At 59.8% G+C, this 22,141-nt stretch carries 24 protein-coding genes and 1 tRNA gene; 5 read left to right on the top strand and 20 right to left on the bottom strand.

Annotation, left to right across the window (positions count from 1 at the left end; all coding sequences use genetic code 11):
- Positions 1 to 43: 43 nt before the first annotated feature.
- The 8 genes from ACQZ5K_RS17050 to ACQZ5K_RS17015 form a co-directional block, all read right to left on the bottom strand.
- Positions 44 to 129 (bottom strand) — tRNA-Leu (locus tag ACQZ5K_RS17050).
- Between the two features lie 235 nt (positions 130 to 364).
- A complete protein-coding gene (locus ACQZ5K_RS17045; protein WP_448740922.1) occupies positions 365 to 1,093 on the bottom strand; it encodes a nuclease in 729 nt (242 codons plus the stop codon).
- Between the two features lie 163 nt (positions 1,094 to 1,256).
- Complete coding sequence (locus ACQZ5K_RS17040; protein ID WP_003520813.1) at positions 1,257 to 1,790, bottom strand: MerR family transcriptional regulator; 534 nt, start codon at positions 1,788 to 1,790, stop codon at positions 1,257 to 1,259.
- Positions 1,791 to 2,063: 273 nt separating this feature from the next.
- A complete protein-coding gene (locus ACQZ5K_RS17035) occupies positions 2,064 to 2,402 on the bottom strand; it encodes an integration host factor subunit alpha (RefSeq protein WP_003512530.1) in 339 nt (112 codons plus the stop codon).
- A gap of 244 nt (positions 2,403 to 2,646) precedes the next feature.
- Positions 2,647 to 3,618 carry a beta-ketoacyl-ACP synthase III gene (locus ACQZ5K_RS17030; protein ID WP_059752548.1) on the bottom strand — a complete coding sequence of 324 codons (972 nt, stop codon included), beginning with the start codon at positions 3,616 to 3,618 and terminating at the stop codon, positions 2,647 to 2,649.
- A 4-nt stretch (positions 3,619 to 3,622) separates the two neighbouring features.
- Complete coding sequence (gene plsX / locus ACQZ5K_RS17025; RefSeq protein WP_448740921.1) at positions 3,623 to 4,684, bottom strand: phosphate acyltransferase PlsX; 1,062 nt, start codon at positions 4,682 to 4,684, stop codon at positions 3,623 to 3,625.
- 98 nt (positions 4,685 to 4,782) lie between these two features.
- Positions 4,783 to 5,346, bottom strand: coding sequence for a YceD family protein (locus ACQZ5K_RS17020; protein WP_448740920.1), 564 nt, complete (start codon positions 5,344 to 5,346; stop codon positions 4,783 to 4,785).
- Between the two features lie 8 nt (positions 5,347 to 5,354).
- On the bottom strand, positions 5,355 to 5,894 hold the full coding sequence (locus ACQZ5K_RS17015) for a ubiquinol-cytochrome C chaperone family protein (protein WP_127757564.1): 540 nt from the start codon (positions 5,892 to 5,894) through the stop codon (positions 5,355 to 5,357).
- 272 nt (positions 5,895 to 6,166) lie between these two features.
- On the opposite strand from ACQZ5K_RS17015, the gene ACQZ5K_RS17010 reads away from it, so the two are divergent.
- Positions 6,167 to 6,697 carry an outer membrane protein assembly factor BamE gene (locus tag ACQZ5K_RS17010; protein ID WP_003502231.1) on the top strand — a complete coding sequence of 177 codons (531 nt, stop codon included), beginning with the start codon at positions 6,167 to 6,169 and terminating at the stop codon, positions 6,695 to 6,697.
- 76 nt (positions 6,698 to 6,773) lie between these two features.
- Here the strand turns inward: ACQZ5K_RS17010 and ACQZ5K_RS17005 are convergent, their stop codons facing one another.
- The 12 genes from ACQZ5K_RS17005 to ACQZ5K_RS16950 all read right to left on the bottom strand — a co-directional run bounded on the left by ACQZ5K_RS17005 (position 6,774) and on the right by ACQZ5K_RS16950 (position 19,138).
- Positions 6,774 to 8,912, bottom strand: coding sequence for a sodium-translocating pyrophosphatase (locus ACQZ5K_RS17005; protein WP_448740919.1), 2,139 nt, complete (start codon positions 8,910 to 8,912; stop codon positions 6,774 to 6,776).
- A 218-nt stretch (positions 8,913 to 9,130) separates the two neighbouring features.
- Complete coding sequence (locus tag ACQZ5K_RS17000) at positions 9,131 to 10,354, bottom strand: MFS transporter (RefSeq protein ID WP_080856220.1); 1,224 nt, start codon at positions 10,352 to 10,354, stop codon at positions 9,131 to 9,133.
- A gap of 20 nt (positions 10,355 to 10,374) precedes the next feature.
- On the bottom strand, positions 10,375 to 10,872 hold the full coding sequence (nusB, locus tag ACQZ5K_RS16995) for a transcription antitermination factor NusB (RefSeq protein ID WP_004441180.1): 498 nt from the start codon (positions 10,870 to 10,872) through the stop codon (positions 10,375 to 10,377).
- A 4-nt stretch (positions 10,873 to 10,876) separates the two neighbouring features.
- Entirely contained in the window at positions 10,877 to 11,323 is a 447-nt protein-coding gene (locus tag ACQZ5K_RS16990) for a 6,7-dimethyl-8-ribityllumazine synthase (RefSeq protein ID WP_020809943.1), read from the bottom strand.
- A 163-nt stretch (positions 11,324 to 11,486) separates the two neighbouring features.
- The gene (locus ACQZ5K_RS16985; protein WP_137003303.1) at positions 11,487 to 12,119 is read right to left on the bottom strand and encodes a LysE family translocator; all 633 of its coding nucleotides are present in this window, start codon (positions 12,117 to 12,119) and stop codon (positions 11,487 to 11,489) included.
- 297 nt (positions 12,120 to 12,416) lie between these two features.
- A complete protein-coding gene (locus ACQZ5K_RS16980; RefSeq protein WP_127757567.1) occupies positions 12,417 to 13,028 on the bottom strand; it encodes a riboflavin synthase in 612 nt (203 codons plus the stop codon).
- On the bottom strand, positions 13,028 to 14,272 hold the full coding sequence (gene ribD, locus ACQZ5K_RS16975) for a bifunctional diaminohydroxyphosphoribosylaminopyrimidine deaminase/5-amino-6-(5-phosphoribosylamino)uracil reductase RibD (RefSeq protein ID WP_448740918.1): 1,245 nt from the start codon (positions 14,270 to 14,272) through the stop codon (positions 13,028 to 13,030). Before ribD ends, ACQZ5K_RS16980 begins: the two co-directional genes overlap by 1 nt.
- Before the next feature lie 2 nt (positions 14,273 to 14,274).
- Positions 14,275 to 14,754, bottom strand: a complete 480-nt coding sequence (gene nrdR, locus ACQZ5K_RS16970) for a transcriptional regulator NrdR (RefSeq protein ID WP_003496675.1) — start codon at positions 14,752 to 14,754, stop codon at positions 14,275 to 14,277.
- Positions 14,755 to 14,770: 16 nt separating this feature from the next.
- Positions 14,771 to 16,060 (bottom strand): serine hydroxymethyltransferase, encoded by a 1,290-nt coding sequence (gene glyA / locus ACQZ5K_RS16965; RefSeq protein ID WP_448740917.1) that lies wholly within the window; start codon positions 16,058 to 16,060, stop codon positions 14,771 to 14,773.
- Positions 16,061 to 16,258: 198 nt separating this feature from the next.
- Positions 16,259 to 17,590 (bottom strand): L,D-transpeptidase family protein, encoded by a 1,332-nt coding sequence (locus tag ACQZ5K_RS16960; protein ID WP_003520799.1) that lies wholly within the window; start codon positions 17,588 to 17,590, stop codon positions 16,259 to 16,261.
- Between the two features lie 366 nt (positions 17,591 to 17,956).
- Entirely contained in the window at positions 17,957 to 18,466 is a 510-nt protein-coding gene (gene ldtR, locus ACQZ5K_RS16955; RefSeq protein ID WP_026363448.1) for a transcriptional regulator LdtR, read from the bottom strand.
- Between the two features lie 234 nt (positions 18,467 to 18,700).
- Positions 18,701 to 19,138: a DUF6163 family protein gene (locus ACQZ5K_RS16950; RefSeq protein WP_003496683.1), complete on the bottom strand. Its 438-nt coding sequence runs from the start codon at positions 19,136 to 19,138 to the stop codon at positions 18,701 to 18,703.
- Positions 19,139 to 19,312: 174 nt separating this feature from the next.
- Here ACQZ5K_RS16950 and hemB point away from each other — a divergent pair, with 174 nt between their 5' ends.
- From hemB to ACQZ5K_RS16930, 4 genes are all read left to right on the top strand, one after another.
- The gene (gene hemB, locus ACQZ5K_RS16945; RefSeq protein WP_448740916.1) at positions 19,313 to 20,326 is read left to right on the top strand and encodes a porphobilinogen synthase; all 1,014 of its coding nucleotides are present in this window, start codon (positions 19,313 to 19,315) and stop codon (positions 20,324 to 20,326) included.
- 97 nt (positions 20,327 to 20,423) lie between these two features.
- On the top strand, positions 20,424 to 20,882 hold the full coding sequence (locus tag ACQZ5K_RS16940; protein ID WP_035217820.1) for an RDD family protein: 459 nt from the start codon (positions 20,424 to 20,426) through the stop codon (positions 20,880 to 20,882).
- Positions 20,883 to 21,060: 178 nt separating this feature from the next.
- Positions 21,061 to 21,819, top strand: coding sequence for an arginyltransferase (locus tag ACQZ5K_RS16935; RefSeq protein WP_003520795.1), 759 nt, complete (start codon positions 21,061 to 21,063; stop codon positions 21,817 to 21,819).
- Positions 21,820 to 21,878: 59 nt separating this feature from the next.
- Positions 21,879 to 22,121, top strand: coding sequence for an AbrB/MazE/SpoVT family DNA-binding domain-containing protein (locus ACQZ5K_RS16930; RefSeq protein ID WP_003520793.1), 243 nt, complete (start codon positions 21,879 to 21,881; stop codon positions 22,119 to 22,121).
- Positions 22,122 to 22,141: the final 20 nt, after the last annotated feature.

Here is a 22,141-nt window from a genome sequence, read left to right as displayed (position 1 = left end):
CGGCTCAGAAGGTGGACACAGACGATAAGTCAGGGGAAGAAAGTGGTGCGGACGGCGGGACTTGAACCCGCAAGACCAATGGTCGGCAGATTTTAAGTCTGCTGCGTCTACCGATTTCGCCACGTCCGCATTGCCGCGCCGCGTACCGTTTCGGCAGGGGCGCTGCAAAAAATCGTCATGCTTCTGGCGCCCGGCATTGGGGCCGGTCCCAAACACGACTGAGCCTCATCTACACAGGCCGAACCGTTTCGGTCAACGGGGCCTCGGAGCATTTCCAGGAAAAGTGGAACCCGGTTTTCCGTCCGGAAATGCAGCAAACAAAGAGCTGGAACGTTTTTCCGATTCGAAGAAAAGCGAGAACGCTTTAGCCACACCAGGACTGATTTTTTGCCGATGCCGGATGCGCGAGCCCTTCCCGCACGAGTTGATCGGCGAAGGATACGCCCGAACGCGAAAGCCGTTTGCGGTCCGTGGCTTGCCCGCCCGCAGCAGCGGAGGACGCCACATCGAAGGCGCCGGCATTCAGCATATCGCGAAGCCTGACCTTCGCAACGAAGCCGCGCTGGCGCTCTTCCATGCAGCGCGCCCGGTCGATCTGCGGCACTTCTATGCCGGCAAGCTGCATTTTCACGCCCTTCATCCAGAAGGTGTTGCCATCGGCCACGCAATTGTTGAGGCCGGAACGACCGCAAAAGGCAAATGTACCGCTTTTTTCACCGAGCGAGATTTTTTCGACCGAAGGGCGGGTTTCCGGCAGGATAGCGGCAACCTGGCTCGGCTGCGAGACGGACGGCATGGCGATCGGGCGCGGCGGCACCGGGCCGTTGCCGGGCAGAGCCGGCGATGCGGGGCGGATGGATGCCACTTTCTCCGGCGCGACGGAATCGCGTTTGGCCGCCGTCGCGACTTTCGAAGAACTCGTGGCCGGAGATGTCGCCTTTGCAACATGCCGCTGCGGCAAAAGACTGTCGCGATGTTCGTAAGCCTGAATGCCGCCGGCAACGACGCCCAGCATCAGCACCCATGGCCAAACGCTACCGCCACCCGATTTCTTCGCCGTGCGGCGTCGTGCTGTCGATTTTCGATTGCTCACGATCGGACTCCTTTTTACGGAGCCGCATTATCGGCCAAAGGAGTTTCCGAAAGGTTGGCATTGCCGGGCGTTTTCGTTTTTCAGAGAATCGGGAAAACGCCCTAACTCCTTGTTTTCTCGATTTCCCGAATGGAAAGCACGCAAATGAGCTGTGGATAAACCGTCAGCGAACCTGATCGAGAAGGCGCTTGCATTCGAGGAGATCGAACAGGGCTTCCTGCAAAAGCGCCTGATCGTCCTTGCCGATGCTCGACTTGCCGACCGATATTTCCGCATCGCCGCCACCACCGCCGAAACCGAAAAAACGGCCGCTTGGCTTGGCCTTCGGGCGACCGACGACCTCGTCCCCATCGGTATCGACGACACGCGGTTCGGCGACTTCCTTTTCACCGCTCGCCGCCATGATGGCTTCCATGGTCGCAAGATCACCGGAGGCGATGGCCGCCACGAAGCGATTGCCATTGGCTTTCAGCAGCTTCTGTACGCCCTTGATGGTGTAGCCATGGTCATAAAGAAGGTGACGAATGCCCTTCAGGAGATCGATATCGTCAGGACGGTAATAACGGCGGCCCCCGCCCCGTTTCATCGGCTTGATCTGCGGAAAGCGTGTTTCCCAGAAACGCAGCACATGCTGCGGCAGGTTCAGCTCATCCGCCACTTCACTGATCGTCCGAAACGCGTCGGGGCTTTTATCCAAATTTCCACTCCCATCCGAACCGGAGCGCCATGCATCCGGCCGGACACTGAACGAGAACGCTTTTCACCCGCCGGTCAAACACCACGCAAAGTCGGTTACGACCCCGCGCCGACGCCGTCGCGGCGAGATACAAATCACTAAAATGATTATGATGTGAGTCGACTGGATTTCAACGGCTTGCACGTTGAAATTCAAGTATGTTCACAAGAAGAATGGGGAAAAAGGCTTGCGATACGGCAAAAAAGGCGTGTCGCTCCGACCTTGAGTGAGGGATTATGCCCCCGCCTTCTGGCCCTTCTGCTTGGTCTTGCGGGCCGTATGGGCCTTCAGAATGCGCTGCTTGAGCACGTTCGAGGCCTTGAAGGTCATGACGCGACGTGGGGAAATCGGAACTTCCTCACCCGTCTTCGGGTTGCGGCCGATGCGCTCGTTCTTTTCCCTGATCTGGAAAGTTGCGAAGGAAGAGAGCTTGACGACTTCGCCGCGGGTGATCGCGTTGCATATTTCGTCGATGATCGTTTCGACCAGCTCGGCGGATTCGGTGCGGGACAGCCCGACTTTACGAAACACAGATTCTGCAAGATCTGCGCGTGTCACTGTCTTCCCGGCCATTTTTCCCCACAAACCGTGTCTGAACTCTTCTCTAGGAGCCGCCGAGATTATTTCCCTTGTGGCGACCGGTCAAGGGATTGTTCCAGATTCATTTGAGGCTTTCGGCAATCAGTGCAAGGGCTTAGAGCGACTGATACGGTTTTGACACAGCCTCGGGCCGCTCCGGCGCTTCCAATCGGGGCGAGAGCGCGAAAATCACAACCGATTTCGCGCCATCGCCCCGGCAAACGCGGAAATCAGGCCTTTACCAGCGCAGCAGCACCGCGCCCCAGGTGAAGCCGCCGCCCATGGCCTCCAGCATGACCAGATCGCCCTTCTTGATGCGTCCGTCACCGGCGGCAACGGCGAGCGCCAGCGGAATGGAGGCGGCCGAGGTATTGCCGTGCTGATCGACGGTGATCACGACCTTTTCCGGGTCGATGTTGAGCTTCTTTGCCGAACCGTCGATGATGCGCTTGTTGGCCTGATGCGGAACCAGCCAGTCGAGATCGTCGGACGTCGTGCCCGTCGCCTCGAAGGCCTGTTCGATGACGTCGGTGATCATGCCGACGGCGTGCTTGAACACTTCCCGGCCTTCCATGCGCAGATGACCGACGGTGCCTGTGGTGGAAGGCCCGCCATCGACATAGAGCTTTTCCTTGTGCGAGCCGTCGGAGCGAAGCTGCGCCGTCAGAATGCCGCGATCGGCGGAGGTGCCCTCGCCTTCGCCGGCCTCCAGAACCAGCGCGCCGGCGCCGTCGCCGAAGAGAACGCAGGTGGTACGGTCCTTCCAGTCGAGGATGCGCGAGAAGGTTTCGGAGCCGATCACCAGAACGCGCTTGGCCATGCCGCCGCGAATATAGAGATCGGCGGTCGATACGGCATAAACGAAACCGGAGCAGACGGCCTGCATGTCGAAGGCGAAACCATGGGTCATGCCCAGCCGGTTCTGGATGTTCACCGCCGTTGCCGGAAAGGTATTGTCCGGGGTCGAGGTGGCCAGAATGATGAGGTCGATATCGTCGGGCGTCAGGCCGGCATTATCGAGCGCGGCGCGCGCCGCCGCTTCGCCGAGGGACGCGGTGGTTTCACCTTCGCCGGCGATATAGCGCTGCTTGATGCCCGTGCGCTGCACGATCCATTCGTCGGAAGTCTCGACGACACCTTCGATTTCGCTGTTGGTCATGACACGCTTCGGAAGCGCTGCCCCGAAACCACGGACTATAGAGCGGATCATTCCCTTATTCCTCGTCAGCCACGAGAGCTTCGGGCGCCGGGGGCGGAAGCCGTCTTGCGTGGTAAATCTTCAGATCATTTTCAATCTTGGCCGTCAGGCCGTTGTGGACCATGTCGTAGCCGACATCGACGGCGGAGGCAAAACCGAGGGCATCCGTGCCGCCATGGCTCTTGATGACAATGCCGTTCAGGCCGAGAAACACGCCGCCATTGACCTTGCGGGGGTCCATCTTTTCCCTGAGTACGTCGAAGGCGCTTTTCGCGAGAATATAACCGATCTTGGCGAAGAAGCTGCGGGAGATCGCCTCACGCAGCAGCGTGGTGATCTGCCGTGCCGTGCCTTCGGCGGCTTTCAGCGCAATGTTGCCGGTGAAACCTTCGGTCACCACCACGTCCACCGTGCCCTTGCCGATATCGTCGCCTTCGACGAAACCGCGATAATCGATGGTGGCGAGATCGGCCTCGCGAATGAGACGCCCGGCCTCACGCACCTCTTCCTGACCCTTGACCTCCTCGACGCCGACATTGAGCAGTCCGACGGTCGGACGGTCGATATCGAAGAGCGCGCGCGCCATGGCGCCGCCCATCAGGGCGAAATCCAGAAGCTGCTGGGAATCGGCGCCGATGGTCGCGCCGATGTCGAGCACGATGCTTTCGCCCTTCAGCGTTGGCCAGATGCCGGCGATTGCCGGGCGTTCCACCCGCGCCATGGTGCGCAAACAGAATTTCGCCATTGCCATCAGCGCGCCGGTATTGCCTGCGGAAACGGCGACATCCGCCTCGCCGAGCTTCACGGCCTCGATGGCGCGCCACATGCTGGAGACGTAGCGGCCACGACGCAGCGCCTGGCTCGGCTTCTCGTCCATGCTGACCGACACTTCACAATCGTGAAAGACCGACTTTTCCCGAAGCGCGGGATATTGTGCCAGAATGGGGTCGCATTTGCTCTTCTGCCCGTAGAGCAGAAAAGTTACATCGTTGTGCCGTTCAAGCGCCTTGGCGGCACCGGCTATGGCAACATCTGGGCCGAAATCGCCACCCATGACGTCAATTGCAATTCTGATCACTCGTCCCTTATCCTTCTTCCCGCCAATCAGCGGTTTTGCGCGAAAATACCTTTTCCGGCCTTCGTTACAATAAAATTATTTCAGCCCAACGGGGCCATTCAGTCTTTTTTCCAATCTTTGAGCACGGCAAAGGGCGACGGGCGCTTTTCTTCTTCAGGCTCATTTTCGGCCGCTTCGGCAAATTCCGCATCCGCTTTGCGCGGATAGGGATCGATCGCGAGCGCCGCAAATTCGGCAACCACCGCGCCGACATCGATGCTGTCGCCGGTGAACTGGTCGGGAATATCCGGGCCGTCGGGGTCGAGCACGATCTCGCCTTCCTCATTGGTCACCATCCGCGCCAGTTTCGAACCTTCCGGAACGAAAATCTGCTCGACGGTCTCGTCGATCTTGCTCGATACCGGCTCCAGCGTGACGACGCAGGATTGCGTTACCGCCGCATGCACTTCGCCCTTGATCTTAACGCCATCCTTCTTCCAGCGGGAAACCTGCAGCTCCGCCTTCAGATATTCGACGGAAACCACATTCCAGAATTTCGCCAGCGCCTTCAGTTCCTCGGCACTGGCTTCAAGACCAATCCTGACCGGATTGGCGGAAATATGGCCTACCTTTACGGGATAGGAAAAAGGCAGGTCGTCATTTGCAGGGTTTCGCGCGTTCATCGTGAACCTCATCGTCCAGGCAAGGGCAGCGTCAGGCTTCCGGTTGCTATTGTGTCTTCGGACTGGGCGGCAAGTTGCGTGGATGCGTCCATCATCCAGCCTGCCAGCCCCTCCATATCGGGCGCCTTCTCATCTACCTGCGGATATATATTGCGCCGGAGCGCCGCGGCAAGGGCAACGCGGTCGGAAGCATCCAGCGCCGCCGCATAGGATTCCAGCCGCCCATAAAACATGCCGGCGAATTTCTTCATGCGCTTCGGCACGCCCTGATCGCCGATTCCCAGTTCGCGGATGGAATGATCGAGGTCCTGAAAAAAGGCGTCGACGATCTCCTGGGCAATTTCCTGCCCGCTGACATCGGAGGATTTGGTGCGGCGGAAATAGAGAATCATGATGACCGACAGCATCTCGAAGCGGCCCATGACCGTATCGGGAACACCGAGATCGAGATAGAAAGCGGGCGTGCGGGCAGCAGCGGTCAAAGTCGCATATTGCCGGTCGACAATGGCGCGATTGTTGTTTTTCTTCTTGAACAGCCCGAATATCATCGTTTTTTTTTCCGAACGGGACGGGTGAATTCGCTTACCGCCCATCGCACTTGTTGCATGATCGTCAAAGCTGGTTTACCGAAGCATCCACGAATTGCAATGCTGTCGCGGTCACGTTCGTCTTTCGCCTGAAACAGTCGAAGAGAACCGGAGGAGTTCCAAAAGACCGGGAAAGCATTGAATTTGGGGAGTGACCGGGATTTTCCGTCCCCGGATTGACACAATCATGTGCACAGACACTGTGCACCACGCAATGCCGGAAGGTGCCATTCATGATCGCAGTCGGGGAAAAGCAGTTGAGCAAGCAGAAATCCGCAAGTCACGGCAAAATTCTGAGCAAGACCGCCATCGCAATCGTGCTCGCATCCGGCCTGCTTTCCGCCTGCAGCAGCACGACCGATGTGTTCCATAACGGCTACGTCATGGACGAGCAGTCGCTCCAGCTGATCCCGGAAGGTTCGAGCCGCGAGCAGGTTCTGCTGACCATGGGCACGCCCTCCACCACCGCGACCTTCGGCAACGAGGTTTTCTATTACATCTCGCAGAAGCGCGTGCGCCGCGCGGCCTTCATGAAGCCGGCGCTGGTCGAGCAGAACATTCTCGCGATCTATTTCAACAAGGACGGCGTGATCGAGCGCAAGGCCAACTATACGCTGCAGGACGGCAAGGTCTTCGACACGATTTCGCGCACCACGCCGACGGGCGGCAAGGACCTCACCTTCCTGCAGCAGCTGCTTTCCGGCGGTACCTCGGGCGCCAATATCGCCAAGAGCATTCTCGGTCAGGGCAACAACACCCCCTGATCGGAAGAAGAAACGGAAAATTCAAAGGCCCGGGGATCGCTCCCCGGGCCTTTTTCATTGGCCGGAACCTAAGCCCTCAGTGGGCGAGAACCGCAAGCAGTAGCAGCGCCACGATATTGGTGATCTTGATCGCCGGGTTGACGGCGGGACCGGCGGTATCCTTGTAGGGATCGCCGACCGTATCGCCCGTCACCGACGCTTTGTGGGCGTCCGAACCCTTGACGTGGCGCACGCCGTCCTTGTCGATGAAACCGTCTTCGAAGCTCTTCTTGGCATTGTCCCATGCGCCGCCACCGGAGGTCATGGAAATCGCCACGAAGAGGCCGTTGATGATGACGCCGAGCAGCGATGCGCCAAGTGCCGCGAAGGCAGACGCCTTGGAGCCGGAAATGGCCAGCACGCCGAAATAGACGACGAGCGGTGCCAGAACCGGCAGGAGCGACGGGATGACCATTTCCTTGATCGCCGCCCGTGTCAGCAGATCCACGGCCTTGCCGTAATCAGGCTTTTCCGTTCCGGCCATGATGCCCGGCTTTTCGCGGAACTGGCGGCGCACTTCCTCGACGATCGAGCTTGCCGCCTTGCCCACCGCCGTCATGGCGATGCCACCGAAGAGATAGGGGATAAGGCCGCCGAACAGCAGGCCGGCAACCACGTAAGGATTGGCGAGGCTGAAGGAAATCTCGCCCATATCCTTGAAGTAGGGATAGGTATCGCCATTGGCGGCGAAATAGGAGAGGTCATTGGCATAGGCGGCGAACAGCACCAATGCGCCGAGACCGGCCGAACCGATGGCATAACCCTTGGTGACGGCCTTGGTGGTGTTGCCGACGGCGTCCAGCGCATCGGTCGCCTTGCGTACGTCAGGATCGAGACCGGCCATTTCGGCGATACCGCCGGCATTGTCCGTGACCGGGCCGAAGGCGTCGAGCGCCACAATCATGCCGGCGAGGCCGAGCATGGCGGTGACCGCGATGCCAGTGCCGAACAGGCCGCCGAGCTGGTAGGTTCCGATGATGCCGCCGACGATGACGATGGCCGGCAGCGCCGTCGATTCCAGCGAGACCGCAAGGCCCTGGATGACGTTGGTGCCATGACCCGTGACAGACGCCTGGGCGATGGAGTTGACCGGCCGCTTGTTGGTGCCGGTATAATATTCGGTGATGACGACAATCAGCGCCGTCACGACAAGACCGACCAATCCGCAGAAGAAGAGATTGGTGCCGGTGATTTCCATGCCGGCCACCGTGCCTACCGTGCCCCAGCCGACCGTGGAATGAGTGGCAACAGCAAGACCCGCGACCGAGAAGACGCCGGTGGCGATGAGCCCCTTGTAGAGCGCGCCCATGATGGAGTTGTTGGTGCCGAGCTTCACGAAGAAGGTGCCGGCAATCGAGGTCAGGATGCAGGCGCCGCAGATCGCCAGCGGATAGACCATGGCGCTTTCCAGTATCGGCGTTCCGGCAAAGAATATTGCGGCGAGAACCATGGTCGCGACGACAGAGACGGCATAGGTCTCGAAGAGGTCAGCCGCCATGCCGGCGCAATCGCCAACGTTGTCGCCGACATTGTCGGCAATGGTTGCCGGGTTGCGCGGGTCGTCCTCGGGAATACCGGCCTCCACCTTGCCGACGAGATCGCCACCGACATCCGCACCCTTGGTGAAGATGCCGCCGCCGAGACGGGCGAAGATGGAAATCAGCGATGCGCCGAAACCGAGCGACACCAGCGCATCGATCACCTCACGCGATCCGGCCGGATGGCCCATCACCGAGGTCAGGATGAAATAATAGATGGAGACGCCGAGCAGCGCGAGACCCGCCACCAGCATGCCGGTGATGGCGCCCGACTTGAAAGCGATATCGAGACCGGCGGAAAGGCTGTGCGAGGCGGCCTGCGCGGTGCGCAGATTGGCGCGCACGGAGACATGCATGCCGACAAAGCCGGCGACGCCTGAAAGCACCGCGCCGACGAGGAAGCCGATGGCTGCCATGGATGACAGAAGATACCAGGCCAGAATGGCGACGATCAGTCCGACGATGGCGATGGTGAGATATTGACGGGTGAGATAAGCCTGCGCACCTTCACGGATAAAACCTGCTATTTCACGCATACGCTCGTTGCCCTGATCGGCATCGAGAACGCTTTTGGTGGCCCATACCGCGTAAACCACGGACAGGACACCGCATAAAATTACTATGGGTATTACGGTCATGCGCACTTACCTCCCAAAAGGCCGGGTCTCACTCCCTCCCCGGCGTGGCGAAACCTTGTGCAGGGAGATGCGGACGGCCTGTCCCAAATCCCGTCTTGGGCATTTGTTCCCCTCCCAAGGAAAAATGTCCTCGGAGCGGAGATTGCGTTGGCGCGAGGTGCCGCGTCAAGCCCACAAATTTGCCTGAAACTTGAAAGGAGTAGAGTGCGGCGCGCGACTCAGGCTGCTTTTTTGCGGCTTGTCAGGACGAGCGACAGGACAAGCAGGAGGCAAAGCCCGGCAACCGGCCAGATGACGAGGTTCATCACCGACCAGCCCCAGGCCGTAAACACCTTGCCGGAAGAGAAGGATGACAGGGCCACGGTGCCAAACAGCACAATATCGTGGAAACCCTGCACCTTGTCCGCCTCATGCGGGCGGTAGCTGGAGGTGATGATGGCGGTTGCGCCGATGAAACCGAAATTCCAGCCGAGGCCAAGCAGGATGAGCGCGGCCCAGAAATTCCACAGCTCTATGCCCATATGGGCGACGATGGCGCAGGCCATCAGCACAATGAGGCCGACTGCCACGATTTTTTCCGCACCGAATCGGGAAATCAGCATGCCGGTGAAGAAGCTCGGGCCGAACATGGCGAGAACGTGCCACTGGATGCCGAGCGTGGCGAGTTCGGTGGGGAAACCGCAGCCGACGACCATGGCGAGCGGTGCGCCGGTCATCATGAAGGTCATGAGGGCATAGGAACCGATGCCGCAGATCATGCCGGTGACGAAACGCTGCGTGCGGACGATTTCCGACAGCGGCCTTACCGATTCGACATGGGCGGCCGCAGCCTTGGGGTCGGGCAGTTTCAGAAACGCCAGAATGGCGATCGAAACGAGGCCGAGCGGAACGAGCGCCAGAAAAGCGCCGGCAAAGGTGACCGGCGCAAGCAAATCCTTGCCGAAGATGGCGAGTTGCGGCCCGACGATGGCGGAAATGATGCCGCCGGCGAGTATCCAGGAGATCGCCTTCGGCTTGTAAAAGGATGGAGAGGCGTCGGCTGCGGCGAAACGGATTTTTTGCGTAAAGCCGCCGGAAATGCCGATCAGCAGGAGGCCGACGGCAAACAGCCAGAAATCCGAACGGAAGAGCGCCACGGCGGCAATGCCGCCGCCGATGGAGCACATCAGCGCGCCAACCATGAAGCCTGCCTTGCGGCCGAGGAAGCGCGATGCGGCCGCCACGCAGATCGCGCCGAGCGCAACGCCGATATTGAAGCCGGTGAGAGGCGCGGTCGCCAGCGACTTGTCCGCGCCGAGCAGCTGATAGCCGGCAAGCGCGCCGACCGAAAAGCTTAAGGGCGCAGCCGATCCCATGATCGCCTGCGCGATGGTGAGGAGGAAGACGTTGCGCTTCGCCTCGTCCAGTTGAACTTCAAGTCCGGGGACGGAAACCGCGCTCATCTCTTCCTCATCTTTTTATTTCAGCGTTTCGCCTCGCCGCGCACCTGCTTGGCAATGCGGTCAAGCACCGCATTCACCAGCTTCGGCTCATCGTGCTCAAAGAAAGCACGGGCGATTTCAACATATTCCGTGACGATGACGGCGACCGGCACGTCCTTGCGCTCGAGAATCTCGAAAGTGCCGGCACGCAGGATGGCGCGCACGGTGGCATCGAGACGCGACAGCGGCCAGTCTTCCAGAAGGGCGGAGCGCACCAGCGGGTCGATCTTCGTCTGATCTCGGACGACGCCGGAGACGATGGAACGGAACCAGGACGGGTCGGCCTTCAGATAGGTATCGCCGTCGACTTCCTGCCCGAGACGGTGCGCCTCGTATTCGGCCACGACTTCCATGACGCCGGTTCCGCCGACATCCATCTGGTAAAGCGCCTGCACGGCCGCAAGGCGGGCCGCGCCGCGCTGGTTGGCGGGCTTTACCGAAGGCTGGCGCGGTTCGCCGCCATTTTCAACATTCGACATGCGTTCAGCCACCCAGTTTTTTCTTCAGCTCGATCATCGTCAGCGCCGCACGCGCCGCAAAACCGCCCTTGTCCTTGTCGGAACGACGCACGCGTGCCCATGCCTGCTCGTCATTCTCGACGGTGAGGATGCCGTTGCCGATCGGCAGCGATTCGCTGACGGCAAGATCCATCAGGGCGCGGGAAGATTCGTTGGAGACGATGTCGAAGTGGTAGGTCTCGCCGCGAATGACCATGCCGAGCGCAACGAAACCGTCATATTCCGTGCCGTCATTGTCAGCACCGTCAAGCGCCATGGCGATGGCGGCGGGGATTTCCAGCGCGCCCGGAACGGTGATGACGTCATAGGTGGCGCCGGCTTCATCGAGCGCGAATTTCGCGCCTTCGAGAAGGGCATCCGCCATATCGTCGTAAAAACGTGCTTCCACGATAAGAAGATGGGGTTTGGACATGATATTTTCCTGAAAAGCTCGATGCCGGATCATACCGGCTTTTGCGGCGGTCAAACCACGGCTGGCCGTTTTTGGCAAGTAATTTCATGTGTCAGCGGCGCAAGGGGCCGCGTCTGTAGGCATTTGGCGAGGTTTTACACCACCCGGCGCGGCTTCGCGACTTTCAGGTTTTCTGGAAGGCGAGATGGACGCCGAGCCCCATCAGCACCGTTCCGGCAACGCGGCGGGCAAGCACCTGCACCGCGCCGGAACGCTTCAAACGCCCGACCATGGCGCCCGCAAGAAGCACGCCGACAAGATCGGCCGAGGAAAAAATGAAATTGACGGCGATGCCGAGGATCAGCAATTGCAGCCAGACCGGAAAGGCTGCCGCAGGGTCCACGAATTGCGGCAGGAAGGCCAGAAAGAACAGCGCCGTCTTCGGATTGAGCACATCGACGATGATGCTGTCGATAAAGGCGCGGCGCGCCGATTTCGGTTCAATGGTCAGATTGACGGCCTCACCTTCGAGCTTGCTGCGCAGCATCGAGAAGCCGAGCCAGATGAGATACAGCGCACCGCACAGCTTTACCGCCAGATAAAGCCACGGCACGGCCTGAAACAGCACCGAAAGACCTGCGGCAGAGGCAAAGATGTGGAAATAGCAGCCGACATGGATTCCAAGCACCGCCATCAGCCCGGCAAACCGTCCGCGCGCCATGGTCTGCGCCGCCGCATAAAGCATGGCCGGACCGGGGATATAGGCGAACAAGGCGGTGGTTATGAAAAAGGCTGTCAGCAGTTCGAAGGAAGGCATGATGTATTTCCCCTACCCCGTTTGGCTCGCGGTCGATATCAAACGGCCAAAACGTCTTATAGCGTTTCCAGCTTCATCGGAAGCGGGTGCTTGAGAACAATTGCAATAGGCCGCGATTTCAGGTGTTGGCCACTCCCCTTTCCGTCATTCCGGCCTTGAGCCGGAATCCGGTCGACGCGCGTCTGCGCGGCGGGAAAAGTTCTTTCAGCCCAAAGACTTGGGCTGGCTGGATTCCGGCTCACGGCCGGAATGACGGAGGAGGCGTCGGTGCGTCCTCCTCTCCAAAGCATCGTCACATTACGCCGATGGAAATTCCGCAAGCCTTGCGGCGTAACGCGCCATGGTATCGACTTCGAAATTGACGAAATCGCCCGGCTGGCGTTCGCCCCAGGTGGTGACGGTCAGCGTGTGGCGGATCAGCAGAACGTCGAAATCCGTGCCTTCGACGGCGTTGACGGTCAGCGAGGTGCCGTCGAGCGCCACGGAACCCTTGGGCGCCACGAATTTCGCCAGATGCTCCGGCGCGCGCAGGCGAATGCGCACCGCCTCGCCTTCCGATTCCACCGAAAGGATTTCCGCCCTGCCATCGACATGGCCGGAAACGATGTGGCCGCCAAGCTCATCGCCGATCTTGAGCGCCCGCTCCAGATTGACGTGGGTGCCCTTTTCCCAACCGGCAATCGTCGTCAGGCGCAGCGCCTCTTCCCAGGCCTCGACCTCGTACCAGCGCTCATTGCTGCCATCTTCCGGCAGTCTCGTCACCGTCAGGCAGACGCCGCCATGGGAGATGGACGCGCCCATATCGATGGTCTTGGGATCGTAATTGGTCGCCACCCGCAGACGCACGCCTTCGGCCAGAGCTTCCAGCTCGGAAACGGTTCCGACGTCGGTGACAATTCCGGTAAACATCAAATCGGCCTTTCATAATCGAAGCAGCGATCCCGCCCATAGGCGGTCTCGCTAACCAGAGCATAGTCGCCCGGAATATCGGCACGGTTGAGCGGCGTTTCAATGCCGCCCTCACCGATCACGACCGGGCTTTCGAACAGCATGATACGGTCCACCAGCCCCGCTTCAAGGAATGATTTTGCGGCAAAGGCGCCGCCTTCGACCAGAAGTTCCGACATGCCGCTTTCGGCGAGAATGCGCAGGAGGTTTTCGAGCGTTGGGGCTTCGAGTATCTGGACGCCGGCGTCTGTGAGGAGTTGGTGGCGGCGGTCACGGTTACCCCCCTCTGCCCTGCCGGGCATCTCCCCCTCAAGGGGGGAGATCGGCAAGGGGCTGTCCGCTCGTTCAAATTGCGCCGGTGGTACACCCTCTGTTCCCGTCGATGCAGGGCGGAGTGGCGCTCCATCGATCTCCCCCCTTGAGGGGGAGATACCCGGCAGGGCAGAGGGGGGTAACGCCGCAACGATCACCGGTACCTCCCGCGCAGTCCTCACCAGCTTCGACGTCAACGGCAACTCAAACTGCCGGTCCAGCACGATCCGCACCGGCGAGCGCTCCTCCATGCCGGCAATGCGCACCGTCAGTTCCGGGTCATCCGCAATAGCGGTACGAATACCAACGAGAATACAATCGCAACGCGCGCGCAGTCGATGCACGGCATGGCGCGCCTCGGGACCGGTGATCGCCACCTGCCCCTCGCCTTTCCTGCCGATCATGTCATCGGCGGAAACGGCAAGCTTCAGAATCACATGCGGGCGTTTTTTCACCTGACGTGTGAGGTAACCGGCAAGCGCCCTCTTACCCTCATCCCGCAACAGGCCGGTTTCCACCACAATGCCGGCATCCCGTAAAATCGCATAACCACGGCCGGAAACACGCTCGTCCGGATCATCCACCGCCACCACGACGCGGGCGACGCCGTATTCCACCAGGGCATTGGCGCAGGGCGGGGTCTTGCCCCAGTGCGAGCAGGGTTCGAGCGTCACATAGGCGGTCGCGCCGCGCGCCGCCTCGCCGGCGATTTCCAGCGCCTGCCGTTCGGCATGCGGGCGGCCGCCAATGGCGGTCACGGCTTCGGCGATGATTTGTCCGTCCTTGACGAGCACGCAGCCAACCGATGGGTTGGTAAGCGTCTGGCCCTGATGGCGGAGAGAAACCTCGATTGCCCGAGCCATGAATCTTTCGTCATCGGCGCGGGTGGTCACGGCTAGACTCCGGCGTCCGTATCGCGGGCGATCTTGGCGTTGATTTCGGCAATCACGTTCTCAAAATCCTCGGCATGGCTGAAATCGCGATAGACCGAGGCGTAACGCACGAAGGCCACGTCATCGAGGCTCTTCAGCGCTTCGAGAACCTGCAGGCCGATTTCTTCCGAGGGAATTTCCGTCTCGCCCGAACTTTCCAGGCGGCGAACGATGCCGGAGACGGCGCGCTCGATCCGGTCGCGATCGACCGGGCGCTTGCGCAGGGCGATCTCGAAGGACCGCACCAGCTTTTCCCGGTCGAAGGGCAGCTTGCGGCCGCTTTTCTTGATGACCATCAGCTCGCGCAGTTGCACGCGCTCATAGGTCGTGAAGCGGCCGCCGCAATCGGGGCAGATGCGCCGCCGGCGGATGGAGGTATTGTCCTCCGCCGGACGCGAGTCCTTGACCTGCGTGTCTTCAGAACCGCAAAAAGGGCAGCGCATCTTCGTCCTTTCCTACTTACATGTAAGGGTACATGGGGAAACGGTCCGTCAGGCCGACGACCTTTTCACGCACCGCAGCCTCGACGGCGGCGTTGCCCTCATCCGAATTGGCAACCTTCAGACCATCGAGAACCTCGACGATCAGCTTGCCGATTTCGCGGAATTCCGCTTCCTTGAAACCGCGCGTCGTGCCGGCCGGCGTGCCGAGACGGACACCGGAGGTGACGAAGGGCTTTTCCGGATCGAAAGGAATGCCGTTCTTGTTGCAGGTGATGTAGGCACGGCCGAGCGCTGCTTCCGCGCGTTTACCGGTGGCGTTCTTCTTGCGAAGATCGACCAGCATCAGGTGGTTATCGGTGCCGCCGGAGACGACATCCAGACCGCCTTCGACCAGCGTTTCGGCCAGCGCTTTGGCGTTCTTTACCACCTGCGCGGCATAGTCCTTGAACTCGGGCTTCAGCGCTTCACCGAAGGCGACCGCCTTGGCGGCGATGACGTGCATCAGCGGGCCGCCCTGCAGGCCGGGGAATACGGCCGAATTGAACTTCTTGGCCAGATCCTCTTCATTGGTGAGGATCATGCCGCCACGCGGGCCGCGCAGCGACTTGTGCGTCGTCGTTGTTGCAACATGGCAATGCGGGAACGGCGAGGGGTGCTGGCCACCGGCAACGAGACCGGCGATGTGGGCCATGTCTACCATCAGGTAAGCGCCGACTTCATCGGCGATCTCGCGGAAACGCTTCCAGTCCCAGACGCGGGAATAGGCGGTGCCACCGGCGAGGATCAGCTTCGGCCGGGTTTCCTTGGCCTTGCGCTCCACTTCGTCCATGTCGAGCAGGTTGTCGCCTTCGCGCACGCCGTAGGACACGACGTTGAACCATTTGCCGGACATGTTGACCGGCGAACCGTGGGTCAGGTGACCTCCCGAGTTCAGGTCGAGACCCATGAAGGTATCACCCGGCTGCAGCAGCGCGAGGAACACGGCCTGGTTCATCTGCGAACCGGAATTCGGCTGGACGTTGGCGAAGTTGACGCCGAACAGCTTCTTGGCGCGTTCGATGGCGAGTTCTTCAGCGATGTCGACGAACTGGCAGCCGCCGTAATAACGCTTGCCCGGATAACCTTCCGCATATTTGTTGGTCATGATCGAACCCTGCGCTTCGAGCACGGCGCGGGAAACGATGTTTTCCGAGGCGATCAGTTCGATCTCGTGGCGCTGGCGACCCAGTTCCTTCTCGATCGCGCCGAAAATTTCCGGATCGACATCGGCAAGCGGACGGGAGAAGAAAGCATCTGTGTTCGACATGGTGAAGGCTCCTGAAACAGTAATGCGATGGCGTCTTAGCGCCCTGCCCCGACAAGAGCAATACGGGCAGCGAGATTTGCCCGTCAAACTGCGACGTTGCGACAAAAAACGACAGATGTTTTCAGAAAATCGCCAAGAAAAAAGCCGCACCAGAAGGTGCGGCTCATGATGATGGAATGAAATGGCGGCGATGCCGGATCAGTTGCGCGGCAACAGATCGTCATCCACCGGGCCGGCGGGCTGTTCCATGCCGCTCGTGGTGTTGAGCGCCAGTTCGGCGTTACCGTCCTTTTCATAGATGTCGTCGCGGAACTGCACCACGCCGTCCTTCGCCGACCAGGCGGTGATGTAGACGAAATAGACCGGGATTTCCTGCGCCAGCTTGATCGGCGTGTTGACGCGGGTGGCGATGACGCGCTCCATTTCCTGACGCGACCAGCCGGGCGTGTCGCGCAGCAGCCAGCTCGTCAGGTCGCGCACGTTCTGCACGCGCACGCAGCCGGAGGATTCGAAACGCATCAGCTTGTTGAACAGGCCCTGCTGCGGCGTGTCGTGCATATATTCGTTGTTCGGATTGTGGAAGTTGATCTTCGTGGACGACATGGCGTTGATCTTGCCGGGGTCCTGACGGAACATCAGGTTCGGAGCCTTCGGCGCGAACCAGTCGACCGCGGTCGGCGAAACTTCCTGCCCCTTGCCGTCGATGAGACGGATGTTGTTCCGCTCCAGATAGGTCGGGTCCTTCTGCATCAGCGGCACGATGTCCTTTTCGACGATCGAGCGCGGCGCGGTCCAGTAAGGGTTGAGGATGACTTCGTAAATCTTGGAATTGATCACATGGGTCGGGCGGCTGGCGCGGCCGACGACGGCCGTGTTGCGCAGCACGACGCGTTCATTTTCAACGGCTTCGATGGCGGCGGCCGGGATATTCACCATCAGGTGACGCTGGCCGAGATCGCCGGACATGGACTGGATGCGAACGAGGTTGGTCTGCAGCTGCGCCAGACGGATCTGCGCGGAAACATTGAGCGCCTTCGTGGTGTATTCGCCGCTGACACCATCGGCCGGAAGGCCATGACGGGCCTGAAAACGCTTCAGCGCGCCATCGACGTAACTATCGAAGGCGCTGGAGATGCCGGCTTCGCGCGGCAGGTCGCCGGACACCATCAGTCGCTGGCGCAGCGCCTGTACGGAAGGATCGGAGACGCCGATCTGGAGACGCTGCTGGGACGCGGGCACTTCCGGCCAGCCGCCATTCTGCACGATCTGCTGATATTGCATGATCGCCTGCTGCATGTAGACCGGCGCTTCGCGTCCGAGAACCGGATTGTTGGAAACGACGCCCACGGCCGAACGCGACGTATTGGCGTCGAACTGGTCATCCCAGTTGCCGCGGCGCGAAGAGCCCATGAGATCGTTGAGCGCGTTCTGCGCAAAGGCCGGCGCGGCAAGCGCGGCGGCGCCAACGGAAACGGCCGAACGCAGAAGCGCGCGGCGCGATACGGAATCGGAAACGGATTTCTTTGTCATTCTACCTACCAGCCACTCTCTTCGGCATTCTCAACAATGCCTAAATCAATATGATTAACAAACACGTACAACGTGTCTGCCGGCTGGTAATACTCGACACCCATCCATTGGGCGCCATTGTCTGGCAGAACAGTCGGGACTTGCCGCGACAGCAGGAGAAACAGCCGGCTCCTTCACCCTTGCCGGTCCCATATCAATATGGCCGATTCGTGTCACGGCTCTCATCTCACGAAGCTTTGTTCGCCTGAGAAACAGGGCGAAGGCTCGAAGAAGGGCTGGGCTTGACAGGCAAAAACACACAACGCGGAATCCGCAAGCCGGGAGCAAAAGGATGCCCCCGGCTTAAACAGTGAAACCGTCGCGATATTACAGGCGGTAAGCGATCGAGTCGTTCCAGAAGCGATCGAGGCGCTGCAGCAGCTTGTTCATTTCGGAGAACTCGCCGGTGCCGATGCCGCCGACCTTTTCGATCGAACCGACGTGGCGTTCATAAAGGCGGGCAACCGTTTCGGCGATTTCCTGGCCCTTTTCGGTCAGGCTGATGCGAACCGAGCGACGGTCGACACGCGAGCGCTGGTGGTTGATGAGACCGAGATCGACCAGCTTCTTGACGTTGTAGGAGACGTTCGAGCCGAGGTAATAACCGCGGGAACGAAGCTCGCCGGCCGTCAGTTCGGAATTGCCGATGTTGAACAGCAGCAGGGCCTGAACGGCGTTGACGTCATCCCGACCCTGACGGTCGAACTCATCCTTGATGACATCGAGGAGGCGGCGGTGGAGACGTTCCACCAGGTGCAGCGACTCCATGTAGAGCGAGCGGATGGTATCTTCATGTGCATCGGCAACAACGGCCTGGGGCTTAACTTTGCTATTGATCATGACTGCCTCACTGTTTTGTTTGGCGGTGTGTTTGTTTGTCTCCCGCCTTGAGTGAGAACCTAATCAATGCGCATAAAATTCTACTTAAAAGCTACGATTAACAAATGGTTACCTGCATTTTCCCCGGAGGGCCCAACTTGTGGCGAAGCGGGAATGGCCCAAGGTCATCCATTACAAATCAATGACTTAGCCATGAAATGCGGCCCAAAACCAGGCCGAATTGCTTTATTCTTATGGTAAATCAATTCTTGCGCGTTCTTCATTCTGGCGCTGATCCAGCCAGAAAGCGACCAGGAATAGTATATAAATGGTTGCCACGAGGCCGTGCATGACGGGCACCAGCGTGTTGGCGCCGAAGATATGCGGCCACACCTTATACATGGCGATCTGCGCGCCTGCGCCCATGACCCACATGACCGCGCCCCAGGAGGCCCCGAGCCATAGACCGAGTGCCGCGACAGGGAAAATAACGGCCAGCGCGCTGCCGGCCACGCGCCAGGGCAGGTTCAGCATATCGAACCGTCCATGGCCCCCAAGCGAATAGCCCGTCAGCATCGCCCAATATTGCAGGCCGAACCAGAAACAGGAAACCGCGACCAGCCTCATGAAGACCAGAAAGAGGATTTCCGTAAGCGGGCGTTTCGGCAGAGGTTGAGAATCAGGTTCCATGGCCGGAAGATACGGTCTCGACGAACGGGCGACCAGCCCATATTGAATCCCGCCGCCTGCCTTGTCAAAGCATCATCGTCATCGCAGGACGCCAATGAGGGAAGATTGTCGCATTCGCATGGGCCAAGCTTCATGCTATGCAGCTTTCCAAATTTGATCGAAGGACATTCTTACATGCAGGACAAAACGCATCTGGTCGACGAGATCACCGGCCATCGCCGCATGCGCCGCAATCGCAAGGCGGATTGGACGCGCCGTCTGGTGCAGGAAAGCCGCCTCACCGTCGACGATCTCATCTGGCCGGTCTTCATCGTGCCGGGCAGCAATATTCTCGATCCCATTCCGGCGATGCCGGGCGTCAACCGCATGAGCGTCGACAAACTGGTCGAAGCCGCGAAAGAAGCAGCCGATCTCGGCATTCCGGCAATCGCGACCTTCCCGAACATCGAAATGGAGCTGCGCGACGAGACCGGTTCTAACGCGCTCGAGGCGAATAACCTCATCAATCAGGCAACCATCGCCGTCAAGAAAGCCGTTCCCAATATCGGCATGATCACCGATGTCGCGCTCGATCCCTTCACCAGCCACGGTCATGACGGCATTCTGCGCGGCGACGAGATCGTCAATGACGAGACGGTGGAACAGGTCGTCAAGGCGGCGATCCTGCAGGCGGAAGCGGGATCGGACATTATTTCGCCATCGGAAATGATGGATGGCCGTATCGGCGCCATCCGTCGGGGTCTCGATGCCGCCGGGCACCAGAATGTCGGCATCATGTCCTATGCGACGAAATTCGCTTCCGGTTATTACGGTCCCTATCGCGAGGCCATCTCCACGGCCGGACTGCTGAAGGGCGACAAGAACAGCTATTACATCAGCCCTGCCAACGGCATGGAGGCAATCCGCGACGCAGCCCTCGACGTGGAGGAAGGTGCGGACATGCTGATGGTCAAGCCCGGCCTGCCCTATCTCGACATCTGCTGGCGGCTGAAGGAAAATTTCGGCCTGCCGACCTTCGCCTATCAGGTCTCCGGCGAATATACCCAGATCAAGGCTGCCACCATGAATGGCTGGATCGACGGTGAGCGCGTGATGATGGAGACGCTTCTCTGTTTCAAGCGTGCCGGTTGCGATGGCGTTCTCACCTATTTCGCCATCGAGGCCGCACGCAAACTCGCAAAGGGCTGAAGCCCGCACTTATTGTATTCGGTCGTTTTCTTCCCATATTGTCTGCTGACACGGCACTCATGCCGCGCTGTCATACCCTCTCAGGAGAAAACGACCGATGAGCCTCGACCAGAACCCCACTTATGCCGCACCGGATGACTGGCGCGCCTATAGCGGCGTCCTGAGCCGGCGGGTCTTCGCATTCCTGATCGACTATGCGATCGTTCTCCTGCTGTGCATTCCAGCGGCGGTGATCGTCTTCTTCCTCGGCGTGATTACCCTCGGCCTTGGCTTCTTCCTCTATCCGGCGCTGTTCGTCATCGTTGCGGTGCTTTATTTCGGCATGACGCTCGGCGGCCCCTCGCAGGCGACCCCCGGCATGCGGGCGATGGGGATCGCCATGGCGCGGATGGACGGGCGGCGAATCGATTTCCTGCTGTCGACCGTTCACATCGTGCTTTTCTGGGTCATCAACTCGGTTTTGACGCCGCTGATCCTGCTTGCAGGCCTGTTTACCGAGCGTTCGCGCCTCGTTCACGACTTCCTGCTCGGCACCGTCATCGTCAGAACGCGCTGATATTGCGGAAAGCCACGCAAACGTGGCTTTCAAACCCCGCAAATGCCGCATCTCGCAGTTGACGTTTTCCGGCATTTTGCCATTCTGTGACATTATGCATGTCGCTTGAAGCGCCGCCGCCAACCCCGTGAAATCGCGGCGCGCTTTCATAACAGACGCAGGAGGCGATCACGGTTCGATGAACACGCAGGCGACGCCCTCTCCCCAATTCTATCTTACGGCGCCGGCCACCTGCCCCTATCTGCCGAACCAGATGGAGCGGAAGGTCTTCACCCATCTGGTCGGCCCGCGCGCTTCGGAAATGAACGATCTTCTAACCCAGGGCGGTTTCAGACGCTCGCAGAACATCGCCTATCGCCCGGCCTGCGAAAACTGCCGCGCCTGCGTCTCCGTGCGTATCCTGACCGAACAGTTCCAGCCGACGAAATCGATGCGGCGCGTTCTGGCCGCCAACAGGGATGTCGTCGCCACCGTTCACGCCGCGGAGCCCTCCACCGAACAATTCGCCCTGTTTCGCCGCTATCTCGACCACCGCCACCAGTCGGGCGGCATGTCCGACATGTCGGCGCTGGACTATGCGATCATGGTGGAAGACACGCATGTGAACACCCGCATCATCGAATATCGCGTGCGCGAACCCGGCTCCGGCATCGATTCCAGCAAGCGCGGCGAACTTCTGGCCGTGGCGCTCAGCGACGTGATGAGCGACGGCCTGTCGATGGTCTATTCCTTCTTCAATCCCGATCTGGAAAAACGCTCGCTCGGCACATTCATGATCATCGATCACATCACCCGCACCCGCGCGCTCGGCCTGCCGCATGTCTATCTCGGCTACTGGGTCGATGGTTCGGAAAAGATGGGCTATAAGACCCGCTACCACCCCCAGGAGCATCTGACGCCGCGCGGGTGGGAGGTTTATACGCCGGAAGAAAAGTAATTGTTCGCAAAATTTAGTAGATATATTATGATGCACTCCATTTTATAAGGAGTATTTTCATGAAGATAAGTTTAATCACGATCGGTGAAGATACTGGTCTTGTCGTCCCCAAGCAAATTATCGAACGACTGGGGTGGCAGGCAGGCGACTTCCTCAACCTGCATTGTGATGGTGATCTGCTTGAGTTACGAGCTCACAGCGCAAGCGAACAAGCGACACACGACTTCAATCGTCAGTTAGAATGTGCTCGGCATGCGATGCGCAAATATCATGTTGCCCTAAAGGCGCTTGCCGAGTCATGACGTCTCCATTGGTCCTGTCG

The sequence above is a fragment of the Agrobacterium sp. 22-226-1 genome (assembly GCF_053522345.1).
This window is presented reverse-complemented; position numbering and strand designations above follow the sequence as displayed.

Bases quoted from the DNA above. Each gene is read 5' to 3' on its own strand.
- ACQZ5K_RS17035 (WP_003512530.1), bottom strand. From the start codon at position 2,402: ATGGCCGGGAAGACAGTGACACGCGCAGATCTTGCAGAATCTGTGTTT.
- ACQZ5K_RS17030 (WP_059752548.1), bottom strand. From the start codon at position 3,618: ATGATCCGCTCTATAGTCCGTGGTTTCGGGGCAGCGCTTCCGAAGCGT.
- ACQZ5K_RS17020 (WP_448740920.1), bottom strand. From the start codon at position 5,346: ATGAACGCGCGAAACCCTGCAAATGACGACCTGCCTTTTTCCTATCCC.
- ACQZ5K_RS17015 (WP_127757564.1), bottom strand. From the start codon at position 5,894: ATGATATTCGGGCTGTTCAAGAAGAAAAACAACAATCGCGCCATTGTC.
- ACQZ5K_RS17010 (WP_003502231.1), top strand. From the start codon at position 6,167: ATGATCGCAGTCGGGGAAAAGCAGTTGAGCAAGCAGAAATCCGCAAGT.
- ACQZ5K_RS17005 (WP_448740919.1), bottom strand. From the start codon at position 8,912: ATGACCGTAATACCCATAGTAATTTTATGCGGTGTCCTGTCCGTGGTT.
- ACQZ5K_RS17000 (WP_080856220.1), bottom strand. From the start codon at position 10,354: ATGAGCGCGGTTTCCGTCCCCGGACTTGAAGTTCAACTGGACGAGGCG.
- nusB (WP_004441180.1), bottom strand. From the start codon at position 10,872: ATGTCGAATGTTGAAAATGGCGGCGAACCGCGCCAGCCTTCGGTAAAG.
- ACQZ5K_RS16990 (WP_020809943.1), bottom strand. From the start codon at position 11,323: ATGTCCAAACCCCATCTTCTTATCGTGGAAGCACGTTTTTACGACGAT.
- ACQZ5K_RS16985 (WP_137003303.1), bottom strand. From the start codon at position 12,119: ATGCCTTCCTTCGAACTGCTGACAGCCTTTTTCATAACCACCGCCTTG.
- ACQZ5K_RS16980 (WP_127757567.1), bottom strand. From the start codon at position 13,028: ATGTTTACCGGAATTGTCACCGACGTCGGAACCGTTTCCGAGCTGGAA.
- nrdR (WP_003496675.1), bottom strand. From the start codon at position 14,754: ATGCGCTGCCCTTTTTGCGGTTCTGAAGACACGCAGGTCAAGGACTCG.
- glyA (WP_448740917.1), bottom strand. From the start codon at position 16,060: ATGTCGAACACAGATGCTTTCTTCTCCCGTCCGCTTGCCGATGTCGAT.
- ACQZ5K_RS16960 (WP_003520799.1), bottom strand. From the start codon at position 17,590: ATGACAAAGAAATCCGTTTCCGATTCCGTATCGCGCCGCGCGCTTCTG.
- ACQZ5K_RS16950 (WP_003496683.1), bottom strand. From the start codon at position 19,138: ATGGAACCTGATTCTCAACCTCTGCCGAAACGCCCGCTTACGGAAATC.
- hemB (WP_448740916.1), top strand. From the start codon at position 19,313: ATGCAGGACAAAACGCATCTGGTCGACGAGATCACCGGCCATCGCCGC.
- ACQZ5K_RS16940 (WP_035217820.1), top strand. From the start codon at position 20,424: ATGAGCCTCGACCAGAACCCCACTTATGCCGCACCGGATGACTGGCGC.
- ACQZ5K_RS16935 (WP_003520795.1), top strand. From the start codon at position 21,061: ATGAACACGCAGGCGACGCCCTCTCCCCAATTCTATCTTACGGCGCCG.
- ACQZ5K_RS16930 (WP_003520793.1), top strand. From the start codon at position 21,879: ATGAAGATAAGTTTAATCACGATCGGTGAAGATACTGGTCTTGTCGTC.